Below are 13831 nucleotides of genomic sequence, written 5' to 3' on the forward strand. Positions count from 1 at the left end.
TGCGGCGCGCTCCCTTCATCGACATCGCCATCCTCACGAGATCGAACATGCCTACTCTGACACCGACCCGCCTGAGCGCCGCGCTGGGCGGCATGCTGCTGACCGCTGCCGCGCACGCGACACCCGTCTGGATCACGCTCGGCGACACCGCGTTCCGCCAGCTTCAACGCATCGATGCGACCGCAACCGCGCAATACAGCACGACCGTCGACGCCGGCAACGCGGCCGACGGCGCCGCGCGCCGCGAAACCGTTCACGTCGTCGAGATCGACGATGCCCGGCTCGGCGAGCTGGCCCACGCCGTCCACCACACGCGCGGCCACGGGCCCGGCTACGTCGTGCACGATTCGTTCGACGACGCGCGGCAGGCGCTGCAACCGCGGCCGGCGACGCCCGCGAAACAAGCCGCCGCCCCCGCGTACACGGTGTCGAACGTGCCGCAGATCGGCACGTGGGTCCAGCAACTGCAGGCCAGCAACATCGTCGGCACGATCACGTCGCTGTCCGGCTTCACGAACCGCTACTACACGACGTCGCACGGCGTCGCCGCGTCCGACTGGCTCGCGCTGCAGTGGAAGCAGTTGGCGGGGTCGCGCGCCGACATCACCGTCGAACAGTTCGCGCACACGGGCTTTCCGCAGAAATCCGTGATCCTGACGATTCGCGGCAGCGATCCGGCCGCGGGCACGGTGGTGCTCGGCGGCCATCTTGATTCGACCGTCGGCCGCACGACGGAAAACACGCGTTCGCCCGGCGCCGACGACGATGCGTCGGGCATCGCCAGCCTGACCGAGGCGCTGCGCGTGCTGCTCGCGAACGACTACCGGCCGAAACGGACCATCAAGTTCGTCGGGTATGCGGCCGAGGAAGCCGGCCTGCTCGGCTCGAAGGCGATCGCGAAGCAGTTCCGCACGCAGAATGCGAACGTGGTCGGCGTGCTGCAGCTCGACATGACGAACTACAAGGGCGATCCGAAGGATATCTACCTGATCACCGACTACACGAACGCGGCGCAGAACACCTACGTGAAGAACCTCGCGGCGACCTACCTGCCGGAGCTCGCGATCGGCACGTCGCAGTGCGGCTATGCGTGCTCGGATCACGCGTCGTGGAATGCGCAGGGGTATCCGGCATCGTTCCCGTTCGAGGCCGACCAGAACGACAGCCCGTACATCCATACGGTGAACGACACGCTGGAGAACTCGGATCGGCAGGCGAACCATGCGCTGAAGTTCGGCAAGCTCGCGCTGGCCTATGCGGTCGATCTCGGCGGCCTTGCCGGCGCGACGGTCAAGCGCTGAGCGTGCGTTGCCGAGCGGTTTTCGCGTTCGGCAACGAAACGGGCGACCGCCCACTTGGGGGCGCCCGTTCGAATCCGTCGTCTCCGTCCGGCTAGAATCGTCGTTCGACCACTCGCCACGCGCTTGCCCACCATGACCGAACCTACCCGCTCCATCGACGACCTGTCGCCCGCCCGCGTGACGAGCGCCTTCGACCTGCCCGGCCATACGACCGTCCGCTCGCTCGGCGTCGCACAGGGCATCGTCGTGCGCTCGCGCTCGATCGTCGGCTCGTTCGGCGCGTCGCTGCAGACGATCTTCGGCGGCAACATCACGCTCTATACGTCGCTGTGCGAGAAGGCGCGCCAGCAGGCATTCGACAAGATGCTCGCCGAGGCGCGCACGCTCGGCGCGAACGCGATCGTCGCGATGCGCTACGACTCGACGGAGATCGGCGCGGGCGTGACCGAGGTCATCTGCTACGGCACGGCCGTGCGCGTGACGCAGGATGCATGACGCGTGATACGCGTCACGCGTCGCGTTCGAGCGACTTCATATTCGTAAGCTGCGGAAACAGCCGCATCCACGCGAGCGCGACGGCGATCGTCGCCGCGCCGCCGACGACGATCGCGGCCGGCGCCCCCCACCACGCAGCCGTCACGCCCGATTCGAATTCGCCGAGCTGGTTCGACGTGCCGATGAACAGCGAGTTGACCGCGCTCACGCGGCCGAGCATGTCGTCGGGCGTGCGCAGTTGCACGAGCGACAGGCGCACGACGACGCTGATCACGTCCGACGCACCGAGCGCGGCCAGCGCCACGAGCGACAACGCGAAGTGCCGCGACACCCCGAACACGATCGTCGCGATGCCGAACGCGATCACGCCGCCGAACATCGCGCGGCCCGGCCGGCCCTTCAACGGGAAACGCGTGAGCCACAGCGTGCCCGCGAGCGCGCCGACCGCCGGCGCCGCGCGCAATGCACCGAGCCCCCACGGGCCGACCTGCAGGATGTCGCGCGCGTAGATCGGCAGCAGCGCGGTCGCGCCGCCGAACAGCACCGCGAACAGGTCGAGCGACAACGCGCCGAGAATCGCCGGTTCGCGCCGAATGAACGCGATGCCCGAAAACACCGAGCGCAGCGTGACCGGCTCGCGGGCCGGCGGTGCGGTGCGCAGCGGAATCGTGCCGCTCAGCATCGCCGCGATCGCGAATGCCGCGACGCTCGTGCCGAACGCGACGGGCGCGCCGACACCGTAGAGCAACCCGCCGAACGCCGGCCCGAGGATCTGCGCGGCCTGGTTCGCGGACGTCGACAACGCGGTCGCGCGCGGCAGGTCGGTGCGCGGCACGACGGCCGGCAACAGCGACGACACCGACGGCGACTCGAACGCACGCGCCGTGCCGACGATCGCCGCGAGCGCGTAGACGGCCGGTGCGGCCAGCCACCCTTGCAGCGCGCCGATCAGAAACACGCCGGCGGCCAGTGCCTCGACGCTCTGGCAGATCGTCGCGATGCGCCGGCGGTCGTAGCGGTCGGCTACCTGCCCGACCACGAGCGTCAGCGCGAACATCGGCACGAACTGCGCGAGGCCGACGAGGCCAAGCGCGAATGCGCTGTGCGTGAGCGCGTACACGTACCACCCGATCGCAACCGACAGGATCTGGAAAGCCAGCGACGACATCACGCGCGTGCCCCAGAAACGCTGGAACGGCGCGTGGCGGAACAGGTTGGCGGGTAACGGGGATACAGGACTGGAATCGGGCACGGGGGTGGTCATCGGTTTCTCGGCGGCTGGCGCTGCGCGCCGCAACCGTTCGGGAAACGACGACACACGCGAGTGCGTGCGCGCGGCAACGGTGCAGGCGCGGCCAAACCGCGATGATATGCCAACCGCGGAAAACCGGCCGGCGACCCCGTCGAGTCGTCGCCTCGCACAAAAAAAAAGCGCGAACCGCGGTTCGCGCCAAAGAGAGACCTCGCTGAGGACGTTACTGGACCATCCCACCCGATCAGAACGAATGCCGCATCCCGATCCGCACGTCGGCCTGCGTCTGCGTCGTCGACGGCGTGAAGCTGTAACCGATCACCGCATCGACACCCTGCGACGCGCGCAGGTAATCGCCGGAGATGTAGATGTCGGTGCGCTTCGACAGCAGGTAGTGCAGGCCGGCCGTGCCCTGGTTCCAGTGGTGGCCTTCGAAGCGCGTGTGCTGGTAGCCCGCGATGAAGCTCAGCGCCGGCGTGAACTGGTACAGGCCGCCGCCTTCGTACACCTGCATGTGCGACGACTGGCCGAAGCCCTTGATCGTCGTGTACGAGTAGTTCGCGTCGAGCGTCAGCTTGCCGATCGTGTAGCTGGTGCCGATGCCGAACGTGCCCTGGCTGTCGACGTCCATCGCGGTGTTCGAGAACAGGTCGGTGCGCGCGCCGGTCGCCGGATCGACCGTGACGGTCTGCTGGCCGAGGAACGTATGCGTGCCGATCATCGCGTACGGGTCGAACGCATAGATGCCGTTCGGGTTGTTCAGGCGCGTGTACGCGGCGCCGATCGAGAAGTCGCCCTTCGTGAAGCTCGCGCCCGCGCTCCATGCGCTGTTGCGATGGAAGTTGCCCGCGACGTTGCCGAACGAATACATCGCGCCGAACTTGAAGCCGCTCAGGTCGTTCGACAGGAACTTCACCGAGTTCGGCAGGCGGTCGCCGTTGAAGCGGTCGAAGTCGCCCTGGTGGATCGCATAGCCGCTGCCCCACGCCGAGATGTTGTAGATCGACACGAGTTCGTTCGTGATGTCGAGCTGGTTGCCGAACGACAGCGTGCCCCAGTCGTTCTGCAGGCCCACATACGCCTGCCGGCCGAATTCCGCGCCGCCGAAGCCGAGTTGCCCATTGCCGAGGTGGAAGCCGCTCTCGAGCGTGAACACGGCCTTCAGGCCGCCGCCCAGGTCTTCGGTGCCCTTGAGGCCGAAGCGGTTTCCGTAGGCGATGCCGTCGTCGAACTTGACCACGTGCGAGCCGCCCGTGTTGTTCACGTACGTGATGCCCGCGTCGAGAATCCCGTACAGCGTCACGCTGCTCTGCGCATGCCCGATGGCGGGAATACAGGCCGCGCATGCAAGCGCGGCGGCTACGGCGACTTTCTTTTGCTTCATTGTCGACCACCCTCCCTGAACCGTTCGATGGAAAGAACCTTGGCCTGACGCGTGCCGCAATACGCCGGCGGATTCGAATTCGGTACGTCCGCTGGCTCCGCTATTTCGTTTTCCGCAATAACGCAGCCATTGGCGAAAAATACAAACCCATATTTCGCATCACCCGTCTGAAGGCGACACTAAATAGTCACGATGCGACTGATCGGGAAAACACGTAGACAGGCGGCACGGCAAAAGCCGGCCGCCCTGAGGGAGGGGATCAGCGCCCGTCGAGAGCCGCGCGCACGGCCGGCAGGCCCGGTGCGCCGGCCGCCGTCGTCACGCCGTCGAGCCAGCCGGCGACCAACGCCGGCTCGGCCTTCAGCACATGCTGCGCCGCGAGCGCGGGCGACGTCTTGTTGTCGAGCATGTCGGCGATCATCCGGTTCTCGACGTCGACGGAGAACGTCATCTGCCGGAACAGCCGCGCGAGGTTCGTGCACTGGCCGGCGAACCCGGCGCGCGTAACCGTGTTGACCGTCGCGCCGCCGTAGTTCGGGCCGAAGTACGCATCGCCGCCCGACAGATACGTCAGATGGAACTTCGTGTTCATCAGGTGCGGCTCCCATGCGAGAAACACGATCCAGCGCTTGTCGCGCACCGCGCGCTCGACCTGCGTGAGCATGCCCGTCTCGCTCGATTCGACGAGCGACCAGTTCGCGGCCCCGAGCGCGTGGTCGGACAGCATCCGCTTGATGTTCTGGTTCGCGGGCGCGCCCGGCTCGATCCCGTAGATCTTGCCGCCGAAGCGGTCCGCGTAGCGCGCGAGATCGGCGAACGTGTGCACGCCGGCGGCAGCCACGTAGTCGGGCACCGCGAGCGTGAACTTCGCACCGCTCAGGTTCGCGTGCAGCACGTCGATCGATTTTTCGTCGACGAACGGCTTCACGAGCGGCGCCTGCGCGGGCATCCAGTTGCCGAGAAACACGTCGACCTGCCCTTTCTTCAACCCCTGGTACGTGATCGGCACCGACAGGTTCGCCACGTCCTGCCGGTAGCCGAGCGCCTTCAGCACGACGCCCGCCATCGCGTTCGTCGCGTCGATGTCGGTCCAGCCGGGCGCCGCCATCTTCACGTCGCTGCACGTCTGCGGATCGGCGGCATGCGCCGCCTGCGCGGCCGCCACGCACGCGGTGGCGGCGAGTGCCGCGCCGATCCTTCGGATTGCTGCATTGCATTGCCGTTTCATCGCCCGCTTCCTCCGTCGTTCATGAATGTTCGCGCTGCCGGACGTTCAGCGCCCGACGCGCGGAAAACGCGCCATCGCCTCGAGCGTATCGAGTTCGATGTGATTGCGCATGTAGCGCTGGCTCGCGTCGGTGAACGGCTGCCAGTCCCACGCGTGGATGCGGCCCTGCGTCGTCGCCGCGTAATGGAAGCGCCGCCGCCGCTGGCTCGCGCGCACCTGCCGGTCGAGTTCGGGCAGGTTCCAGCGCCGCGCGGCCTGCGCGCGGAACGCGGCGAGCACGTCGGCGGCTTCCGGCTGCCCGGCCAGGTTCGTCAGCTCGCGCGGGTCGTCCGACAGGTTATAGAGCTGGTCGGGATCGGCCGGGCAATGCACGTATTTCCAGTCGCCGCGCCGGATCATCACGATCGGTGCGAGCGCGCCTTCCGCGAGGTATTCGCCGAGCGCGACGTCGTGCGCGGCCGTGCCGTGCAGATGCGGCACCAGGCTCGCGCCGTCGATCGGGTCGGGCCAGCCACCGGCCGGCGCGGCGCCGGCCAGATCGACGAGCGTCGGCAGCAGGTCGACGTGCGACACGGGCCCGCGCACGCGCGCGGCACCGAAACGGCCCGGCGCATGCACGATCAGCGGCACGCGGCAGCCGCCTTCGAAGAACGTCATCTTGTACCAGAGCCCGCGCTCGCCGAGCATGTCGCCGTGGTCGGACGTGACGATCACGATCGTGTCGTCGGCGAACCCGCATTGCTCGAGCGCGGCCAGCACACTGCCGAACTGCGTGTCGACGTACGACGTCGCGCCGTAATACGCGCGGCGGGCCGCGCGGATCTGCCCGTCCGTCGGCGGCGTACGGTCGTTCTCGCAGACGAATCGCAGCCGCTGCGAATGCGGATCGCTCTCGGCCGCCTCGAGCCGCACGGCCGGCATGTCGATCTCGTCATCGTCGTAGCGATCCCAGTATTCGCGCGTGATCGCATACGGGTCGTGCGGATGGGTCAGCGACACGACCATGCAGAACGGCCGCGCATCGTGCCCGGCCGCGCGCTCGCGCGCGACGTCGTACAGCTTCTGCTTCGCGGCGAACGTCACTTCGTCGTCGAAGTCGAGCTGATTCGTGCGCACGCACGGGCCGGCGTCGAGCACCGAACTCATGTTGTGATACCAGCTCGGCCGCTCGGTCGGGTGGTCCCAGTCGGGCACCCAGCCGAAATCGGCCGGATAGATGTCGGTCGTGAGGCGCTCCTCGAAGCCGTGCAACTGGTCGGGCCCGCAGAAATGCATCTTGCCGGACAGCATCGTCCGGTAGCCGCCCGCGCGCAGGTAGTGCGCGAACGTCAGCGTTTGCGCCGGCAATTCGGCGGCGTTATCGTAGGCGCCGATGCCCGACGGCAGCTTGCCGGTCAGCAGCGAGAAACGCGACGGCGCGCACAGCGGGCTCGCGCAGTACGCGGCGTCGAACACCACGCCTTCGGCGGCGAGCCGGTCGAGCGTCGGCGTGCGGGCGACGCGGTTGCCGTACGCGGGCAGCGCGAACGGCGTGAGCTGGTCGGCCATCAGGATCAGGATGTTGGGTGTCGGGTTCGTCATCGGCGATCGTGGGGAAAGCGGTGTTCGAATGGAACGGCGCGTCGCTCGGGCAGCGGGCCGTCCGGCGTGACGGAGGCGATCCGCAGAAACCGCCGCGCACCGAGGCCGCGCTGGCTAGAATCGTGGAATGCGTGGCGCATGAAGCGCATCTGCCGCACCGTCCGCTGCACTATCGCCCGCCCGAATTCGCGCGGGTAGGCGTCCGGCCCTTATGGGGCCATTAGAGGGACTTATGTCGAAATCCGAACCGTTACCGTCGATGCAGGCGCTGCGCGCGTTCGAATCGGCCGCCCGGCTCGCGAGCTTCACGGCCGCCGCGCGCGAGCTCGGCTCGACGCAGCCGGCCGTGAGCCAGCAGGTGTTCCAGCTCGAAGCCGAACTCGGCGTGCCGCTGTTCGAGCGCAGCCCGCGCGGCGTCACGCTGACGGCCGACGGCCAGTGCCTGTACGAAGCCGTGCGGCTGAGCCTCGACACGCTGCGCGGCGCGACCGCGACGCTGCGCGCGCGCCGCGAGCACGGCGCGCTCACGATCGTCACCGATTTCGGCTTCGCGACCTACTGGCTGATGCCGCGCCTGGCCGGGCTGAAGCACGTGATGCCGGACGTCGACGTGCGCGTCGTCACGTCACAGGATTACGACGCGCAGCGCGACCACGGCGACATCGCGATCCTGTTCGGCGACGGTCACTGGCCGTCGTGCACGGCCGCACGGCTGTTTCCGGAATCCGTCACGCCCGTCTGCTCGCCCGCGTTCCGCGACGCGCACCCGGACGTCGCGCGGGCCGACCACCTGCTCGCGCTGCCGCTGCTGCACGTGCAGCCGACGCGCCCCGAGCGCTGGCTGTCGTGGTCGGGCTGGTTCGACGCGCATGGGCTCGAGACGCCGGCCGCCGCCCGCGGCGTGACCTTCAACAGCTATGCGCTCGTGATCCATGCGGCGCTGCTCGGCGAAGGCGTCGCGCTCGGCTGGTCGCCGCTCGTCGACGAACTGGTCGCGTCCGGCCAGCTCGTGAAGCTGGTCGACGCCCCCGTCGTCACGTCGCGCGGCTATTTCCTGGTGCGCCCGCCGCAGCGGCCCGAGCCGGACGCGACCCACGTGTTCCGGCGCTGGCTGCTCGACGCGTGCGCGGCGGCCTGACGCCACGCGGCCGCCGCCGTTTCCGTTTCCCCTCCCAGCTCCCGGGCCCGCTGGCGCACCGATACCAGCCACACGGCGCGTTGGTTCTATCCGCGCCGAAATCGTCCTGATTTACTTGAGCCTCCCGCCACCCGCGCGGCGCGGCGCTGTCGTGCGCCGCCGCGCGGCCGTGCGCCCCTGCCATCCGAGGAGTCTCATGACCGCCGAGCACCGCCCCGATCAATTCGTCCTGACACTGTCGTGCCCGAGCGCGGCCGGCCAGGTCGCCGCCGTCGTCGGCTTTCTCGATCGCCATCGCTGCTACGTCGACGCGCTGAACGTGTTCGACGACGATCTCAGCAACCGCTTCTTCGTGCGCTGCGTCTTTCATCCGACGGATGAGACGTTGCAGATCGACGCGCTGCGCCAGGAATTCGGGCCGATCGCGGCCGGGCTCGGCGGCCACGACGGCGACATCCAATGGGCGATCCACGACGTCAACGCGCGGCCGAAGGTGCTGATCATGGTGTCGAAGCTCGAGCACTGCCTCGCGGATCTGCTGTTCCGCTGGCGGATGGGCGAGCTGAAGATGGACATCGTCGGCATCGTGTCGAACCACCCCGACTTCGAGCCGCTCGCCGCGCAGCACGGGCTGCCGTTCCGGCACTTCCCGATCACGGCCGACACCAAGGCGCAGCAGGAAGCGCAATGGCTCGACTTCTTCGAATCGAGCGGCGCCGAGCTCGTGATCCTCGCGCGCTACATGCAGGTGCTGTCGCAGGAGACGAGCGCGAAGCTCGCGAACCGCGCGATCAACATCCATCACTCGTTCCTGCCCGGCTTCAAGGGCGCGAAGCCGTATCACCAGGCGCATGCGCGCGGCGTGAAGCTGATCGGCGCGACCGCACACTTCGTCACCGACGATCTCGACGAAGGCCCGATCATCGAGCAGGTCGTCGAGCGCGTCGATCATGCGCTGCGACCGGAGCAACTGCTCGCGGTGGGGCGCGATGTCGAAAGCCTCACGCTCGCGCGTGCGGTGAAGGCGTTCATCGAGCGGCGGGTGTTTTTGAACGGCGATAGGACGGTGGTGTTCCCGTAAGCGAGCCGCATCCGCGAACGCCGTCTCACCCCGTCACGCGGACGCCGACGGCATGCGCGAGACGACCCAGCACAGCGCTCCGACGATGATCAGCGCATTGGCCGCGTAGTGCTGCGGTTCGCGCAGCGCGGCAATCACGTCGCCGCAAGTAATGACGCGCGCCACGCCGGTAAAGGACAGCAGGACGAGCAGGATCGACACCGGTGCGGGCGCGACGCGCCGTATCAGCGCGTCGAGCAGGAGTCCGATCATCGGCTGCGTCGCCATCGTGATCGATGCGGTCAGCGCGCCTTGGTCGCTTGCGCGTCACTTCACCCAAGCAAAGTAATACGACAACCAGATCGTCAGCCCGGCCCCGATCAGCGCCGCATACGGCATCAGGCTCAGCCACGGCGCGCGCTTCGGCACTTCCAGCTCCATGTCGCGCTGCATCTGCGCGGGGAAACGGCCGCGATCCTGCCAGTAGTGGCGATAAAGGAACACCGGCACGATCAGCAGCATCGCGATCAGCCCGTTGCGCAGCGTGCCTTCGCCTTGCAGGTTCGCGCCCGCGCCGACGTAGACGAGGTTCGCGTAACCGCAGATCGCACCGCCGACGAGCAGCCAGGTCGGGCAGCGGAACGGCCGATCCCAGTTGCCGCGATCCATCCGGTGAATCCAGCCCGACTGAAGGTTCAGGAATACGAACAGCATGTAGCAGACGTTCGAGATCGACAGCACCGTCATGTAGTCCGACATCATCAGCAACACGAGGTTGAAGCCGAGGTCGGTCCACATCGCGCGCGTGGGCGAGCCGTGCTCGTTCACGTGCGACAGGTACTTCGGCAGCCAGCCGTCGACCGATGCCTGGTACAGCGTGCGCGACGAACCCATCATCGACGTCATCACGATCAGCAGGATCGACAGCATCAGCATCACGACCACCGCATTCGCGACCCACGCGCCGCCGCCGACGATCTTCGCCATCGCGGCCGCGACGCCGGTGCCGTCGCCGATCGCCGGATCGAGCATCGCCTGCGTGCCGAGCGCGCCCTGGAACGCCATCGGCACGAGCGTCATCACGACGAGACACAGCGCACCCGACCAGAAGATCGCCTTCGCGGTATCGCGCCGCGGATCGCGAAATTCGCGCGTATAGCAGACGGCCGTCTCGAAACCGTACGACGCCCAGCCGGCCATGAACATCGCGCCGAGCGCCATTGTCACGCCCTGCCCGTTCCACGAGCCGAAGGTCGCGGCCGTGAGGTTGCCCTGCGCGTCGTGACCGAGCGGCAGCAGCGGGAGCAGGTTCGACATCGGCACGTCGCCGGTGACGAACGGCACGATGCCGACGATCAAGAGCGGCGTGAGCGACGCAATGCCGAGAATGCGCTGCGTACGTGCGGCCTTCGATGCGCCGCTGTGCTGAAGCTTGAACGTGATGAGAAGCAGAATCGTCGCGATGATGAACGTCGCGTTGATCCGCAGGGACAGACCGGGCTTGATGAACCCGAGGTCCGCAATCTTGAGCTGCCAGTGCAGCACCGCCGCATTGGCGGGAAAGAGACTCGTGAGCGCATAGCTCGCCGCGAGGCCGCAGCCGAGCGCAAGCATCGGCGACCACGCGAGCCAGTTGCACCACACGGAAACCGGGGCAATCAGCTTGCTGTAACGGACCCAGCCAATCGCGCCATACACCGACGCGCCGCCCGATTTATGGGGAAATAGCCCGGATATTTCCGCATAAGTCGCGCTTTGAACCAGCCCCATCGTGATCGCGGCGATCCAGATCGCCCACGCGGGCTGGCCGATCGTCGCGCATACGCCGCCGATCGTGAACAGCACGCCTGCCGGCACGCCGCTCGTTACCCAAAAAGCGTCTTTCCAGGTCAGGCCACGATGCAGCGTGTGGCCCGTCGAATCATGTGAGATGGTTGCCTCGACATCACTGGTGCGATTCGCACGCAGTCCTGCTTGACTCATCCAATTCCTCCTCTCGCTCAGCGTGAGCGCTTTAGCGCTTACTCTGGTCCGATGCAAAGCAGTGGTGATTCTGCACGAGGGCCGTAGTGTAGCAATTTACGGGCTTTTTTGCAGAATCAGCAAAAGAAAACCGGGATATGGCCACATGGAATCCTGATTATTTCGGATTCCTGCAATCCATTCCCGGCGTATTTTTATGACGACTCGCGCGACGTGACTCGCGCGACGTAGGTCGAGATGCTTACTGCGCGCCTTCCGTCCACGAATTCACGCGGTCGGCATGCGCCGCAATCCACGCATCCGCGGCCGCTTCCGGCTTCGAGCCGTTCTGGATCGCCAGCATCACGCTGTCGATCTCACCCGGCTTCCACTGGAATTTCTTCAGGAACGCGACGACCGGCTTTGCCTTGGTTTCGAGGCCCGGATTCACGACGCTGTCGACGTGCTCGGCGCCGCCGAACACCTTCTTCGGATCCTCGAGGAAGCGCAGCTTCCACTTAGCGAACATCCAGTGCGGCGCCCAGCCCGTCACGATGACCGGCTTGTTCGCATTGACCGAACGCGACAGCTCGGCCGTCATCGCGCTGCCCGAGCTCGGCATCAGCGTGTAGTTCAGCCCGTAGCTCTTGATCGCGTCATCGGTCTTGCGCATCACGCCGGCGCCCGCATCGATGCCGACGATCCGGCCGCCGAAGCTGCCCTTCTCCGCATTCAGGTCTTCGATGCTCTTCGCCTTCACGTACGCGGGCACGATCAGGCCGATCTTCGCATCGGGGAAATTCGCGCCGAGGTCGACGACCTTGGTCTTGTACTCGTCCCAGTACGAACCGTGCGTGACCGGCAGCCACGCGGAAAGCGTCGCATCGAGATCACCGCGCGCGACACCCTGCCACATGATCCCGGCCGCGACCGGCACGAGCTTCACCTCGTAGCCGAGCTTCTTCTCGATCACGCGGGCGGCGACGTTCGACGTCGCGACGCTGTCGTCCCAGCCTTCGACGTAGCCGATTTTCAGCGTCGGTTTCGTATCGGCGAGTGCCGATGCGCTCAATGCAACCATCGCCGACAGGGCTCCGGTCCACAACAGTTTTCCGAACAATTTCATGGTCGATCTCCTTGGTCTGCGCACCGTGCGCGTTGTCTCTCTAGGTTCTTCAACCACAAATCCGCGGTATCGTTGTTTTCCGACAGATGCTTGTCCAGACGCGACGCGCCCGGACAGCCGATGGGACGCTTCGCCTACTTGTCGATCACGAGATCCGACAGCGGCTTGCTGCAGCACAGCAGCACCATCCCCTGATCGATCTCGCGCTGGCGGATACCGCCGTTGTGTTTCATCTCGACCTGCCCCGACACGAGCTTCACCTTGCAGGTGCCGCACATGCCCTGCGTGCACGATGCGGGCAGCCGCACGCCCGACTGGCGCGCCGCGTCGAGCACGTGCTGCTCCGAGCCGCACGAAATCTCGCGGTTGCTCTTCGCGAAGCTGACCGTGTACTGCTTCGTCGCGGCCTCGCCGCCTTCCGCCGGCGGCACGAGTTCGGCGAGCACTTCGTCGCTCGCGGTCTGCGCGAGCGTTTCGAACGAGAAGCTTTCCTCGTGATACTGCTTGCGATCGAAACCGGCTTCGTCGAGCAGGTCGCGCACGGCCTTCATGTACGGCGCGGGGCCGCACGTGAAGATCTCGCGTTCCATGAAATCCGGCGCGATCAGCTTCAGCAGCGGCAGCGTCAGGAAGCCCGTGACGCCCGGCCAGTTGGTGCGTGCGCCAACCCGCTCGACGACGAACGACGTACGGAAATTCGTGTGGTTCGACGCGATCAGGTCGAGCTCGCGCGCGAAGATGATGTCGTCCGGCGTGCGTGCGCTGTGCACGAACAGGATGTCGCGATCTTCCGCGAGATCATGGTGCGCGCGGCTCATCGACATCAGCGGCGTGATGCCGGAGCCCGCCGACAGGAACAGGTACTTGCGCGCCGGATGCCGCGCGCACGTGAATTCGCCGGCCGGGCCGAGCACGCGCACCGACGCGCCCGGCTGCAGGTTGTCGTGCAGCCAGTTCGACACCTTGCCGCCCGGCACGCGCTTCACCGTGATCGAGATCGTGTGCGGCCGCGCCGGCGACGACGAAATCGTGTAGCAGCGGTTGATCGTCTCGCCGTCGATGTCGAGCTCGAGCGTGATGAACTGCCCGGGCTCGAACGAGAACGTGCGGCCCTGCGGTGAACGGAAGAAGAAGCTCTTCACGTCGTGGGTTTCCTGCCGTACGTGGCAGCACACCAGCGTTTCCTCGACGTCGCTCGTCCAGCGCTCGGACAGCGCGTTCCAGAAGGCCGGGTGCGTCACCCGGCTGTCCGCCGGCTCGAAATTGGCCGCATCTCGCATCATTTCTAACTCCGCTTGCTGTTC

12 protein-coding genes are annotated in these 13831 nt (G+C 66.8%); 4 read left to right on the forward strand and 8 right to left on the reverse strand.

Translation table 11 applies throughout. The features are described 5' to 3' along the window. Positions 1-47: 47 nt before the first annotated feature. Together QZM72_RS13155 and QZM72_RS13160 are read left to right on the forward strand one after the other, a co-directional pair. The gene (locus tag QZM72_RS13155; protein WP_301738314.1) at positions 48-1301 is read left to right on the forward strand and encodes a M20/M25/M40 family metallo-hydrolase; all 1254 of its coding nucleotides are present in this window, start codon (positions 48-50) and stop codon (positions 1299-1301) included. A 132-nt stretch (positions 1302-1433) separates the two neighbouring features. Beyond that, the gene (locus tag QZM72_RS13160) at positions 1434-1796 is read left to right on the forward strand and encodes a YbjQ family protein (RefSeq protein ID WP_301738315.1); all 363 of its coding nucleotides are present in this window, start codon (positions 1434-1436) and stop codon (positions 1794-1796) included. A gap of 13 nt (positions 1797-1809) precedes the next feature. On the opposite strand, the gene QZM72_RS13165 is transcribed toward QZM72_RS13160, so the two are convergent. The 4 genes from QZM72_RS13165 to betC form a co-directional block, all read right to left on the reverse strand. Then, positions 1810-3060 (reverse strand): MFS transporter, encoded by a 1251-nt coding sequence (locus QZM72_RS13165; RefSeq protein ID WP_301738316.1) that lies wholly within the window; start codon positions 3058-3060, stop codon positions 1810-1812. 232 nt (positions 3061-3292) lie between these two features. Beyond that, positions 3293-4432: a porin gene (locus QZM72_RS13170; RefSeq protein ID WP_050012308.1), complete on the reverse strand. Its 1140-nt coding sequence runs from the start codon at positions 4430-4432 to the stop codon at positions 3293-3295. Between the two features lie 259 nt (positions 4433-4691). After that, complete coding sequence (choX, locus tag QZM72_RS13175) at positions 4692-5660, reverse strand: choline ABC transporter substrate-binding protein (RefSeq protein ID WP_301738317.1); 969 nt, start codon at positions 5658-5660, stop codon at positions 4692-4694. A 45-nt stretch (positions 5661-5705) separates the two neighbouring features. After that, positions 5706-7241 carry a choline-sulfatase gene (gene betC / locus QZM72_RS13180; protein ID WP_301738318.1) on the reverse strand — a complete coding sequence of 512 codons (1536 nt, stop codon included), beginning with the start codon at positions 7239-7241 and terminating at the stop codon, positions 5706-5708. 232 nt (positions 7242-7473) lie between these two features. On the opposite strand from betC, the gene QZM72_RS13185 reads away from it, so the two are divergent. Together QZM72_RS13185 and purU are read left to right on the forward strand one after the other, a co-directional pair. Further along, the gene (locus QZM72_RS13185) at positions 7474-8379 is read left to right on the forward strand and encodes a LysR family transcriptional regulator (protein WP_089470394.1); all 906 of its coding nucleotides are present in this window, start codon (positions 7474-7476) and stop codon (positions 8377-8379) included. A 196-nt stretch (positions 8380-8575) separates the two neighbouring features. Further along, the gene (gene purU, locus QZM72_RS13190) at positions 8576-9460 is read left to right on the forward strand and encodes a formyltetrahydrofolate deformylase (RefSeq protein ID WP_069617431.1); all 885 of its coding nucleotides are present in this window, start codon (positions 8576-8578) and stop codon (positions 9458-9460) included. 33 nt (positions 9461-9493) lie between these two features. On the opposite strand, the gene QZM72_RS13195 is transcribed toward purU, so the two are convergent. From QZM72_RS13195 to QZM72_RS13210, 4 genes are all read right to left on the reverse strand, one after another. Continuing rightward, on the reverse strand, positions 9494-9712 hold the full coding sequence (locus QZM72_RS13195) for a hypothetical protein (RefSeq protein ID WP_301738319.1): 219 nt from the start codon (positions 9710-9712) through the stop codon (positions 9494-9496). Between the two features lie 54 nt (positions 9713-9766). Then, positions 9767-11422, reverse strand: a complete 1656-nt coding sequence (locus QZM72_RS13200; protein WP_301738320.1) for an APC family permease — start codon at positions 11420-11422, stop codon at positions 9767-9769. A 241-nt stretch (positions 11423-11663) separates the two neighbouring features. Next, positions 11664-12527: a glycine betaine ABC transporter substrate-binding protein gene (locus tag QZM72_RS13205; RefSeq protein WP_301738321.1), complete on the reverse strand. Its 864-nt coding sequence runs from the start codon at positions 12525-12527 to the stop codon at positions 11664-11666. Between the two features lie 134 nt (positions 12528-12661). After that, positions 12662-13810: a hybrid-cluster NAD(P)-dependent oxidoreductase gene (locus QZM72_RS13210; RefSeq protein ID WP_089470397.1), complete on the reverse strand. Its 1149-nt coding sequence runs from the start codon at positions 13808-13810 to the stop codon at positions 12662-12664. Between the last annotated feature and the right edge of the window lie 21 nt (positions 13811-13831).

This window comes from Burkholderia sp. AU45388, from assembly GCF_030481585.1.
Taxonomy (GTDB): Bacteria; Pseudomonadota; Gammaproteobacteria; order Burkholderiales; family Burkholderiaceae; genus Burkholderia; species Burkholderia sola.

What these genes read in the sequence shown, in the direction of transcription:
- QZM72_RS13155 (WP_301738314.1), top strand. Translation starts at nt 48, where the DNA reads ATGCCTACTCTGACACCGACCCGCCTGAGCGCCGCGCTGGGCGGCATG.
- QZM72_RS13160 (WP_301738315.1), top strand. Translation starts at nt 1,434, where the DNA reads ATGACCGAACCTACCCGCTCCATCGACGACCTGTCGCCCGCCCGCGTG.
- QZM72_RS13165 (WP_301738316.1), bottom strand. Translation starts at nt 3,060, where the DNA reads ATGACCACCCCCGTGCCCGATTCCAGTCCTGTATCCCCGTTACCCGCC.
- QZM72_RS13170 (WP_050012308.1), bottom strand. Translation starts at nt 4,432, where the DNA reads ATGAAGCAAAAGAAAGTCGCCGTAGCCGCCGCGCTTGCATGCGCGGCC.
- choX (WP_301738317.1), bottom strand. Translation starts at nt 5,660, where the DNA reads ATGAAACGGCAATGCAATGCAGCAATCCGAAGGATCGGCGCGGCACTC.
- betC (WP_301738318.1), bottom strand. Translation starts at nt 7,241, where the DNA reads ATGACGAACCCGACACCCAACATCCTGATCCTGATGGCCGACCAGCTC.
- QZM72_RS13185 (WP_089470394.1), top strand. Translation starts at nt 7,474, where the DNA reads ATGTCGAAATCCGAACCGTTACCGTCGATGCAGGCGCTGCGCGCGTTC.
- purU (WP_069617431.1), top strand. Translation starts at nt 8,576, where the DNA reads ATGACCGCCGAGCACCGCCCCGATCAATTCGTCCTGACACTGTCGTGC.
- QZM72_RS13195 (WP_301738319.1), bottom strand. Translation starts at nt 9,712, where the DNA reads ATGATCGGACTCCTGCTCGACGCGCTGATACGGCGCGTCGCGCCCGCA.
- QZM72_RS13200 (WP_301738320.1), bottom strand. Translation starts at nt 11,422, where the DNA reads ATGAGTCAAGCAGGACTGCGTGCGAATCGCACCAGTGATGTCGAGGCA.
- QZM72_RS13205 (WP_301738321.1), bottom strand. Translation starts at nt 12,527, where the DNA reads ATGAAATTGTTCGGAAAACTGTTGTGGACCGGAGCCCTGTCGGCGATG.
- QZM72_RS13210 (WP_089470397.1), bottom strand. Translation starts at nt 13,810, where the DNA reads ATGATGCGAGATGCGGCCAATTTCGAGCCGGCGGACAGCCGGGTGACG.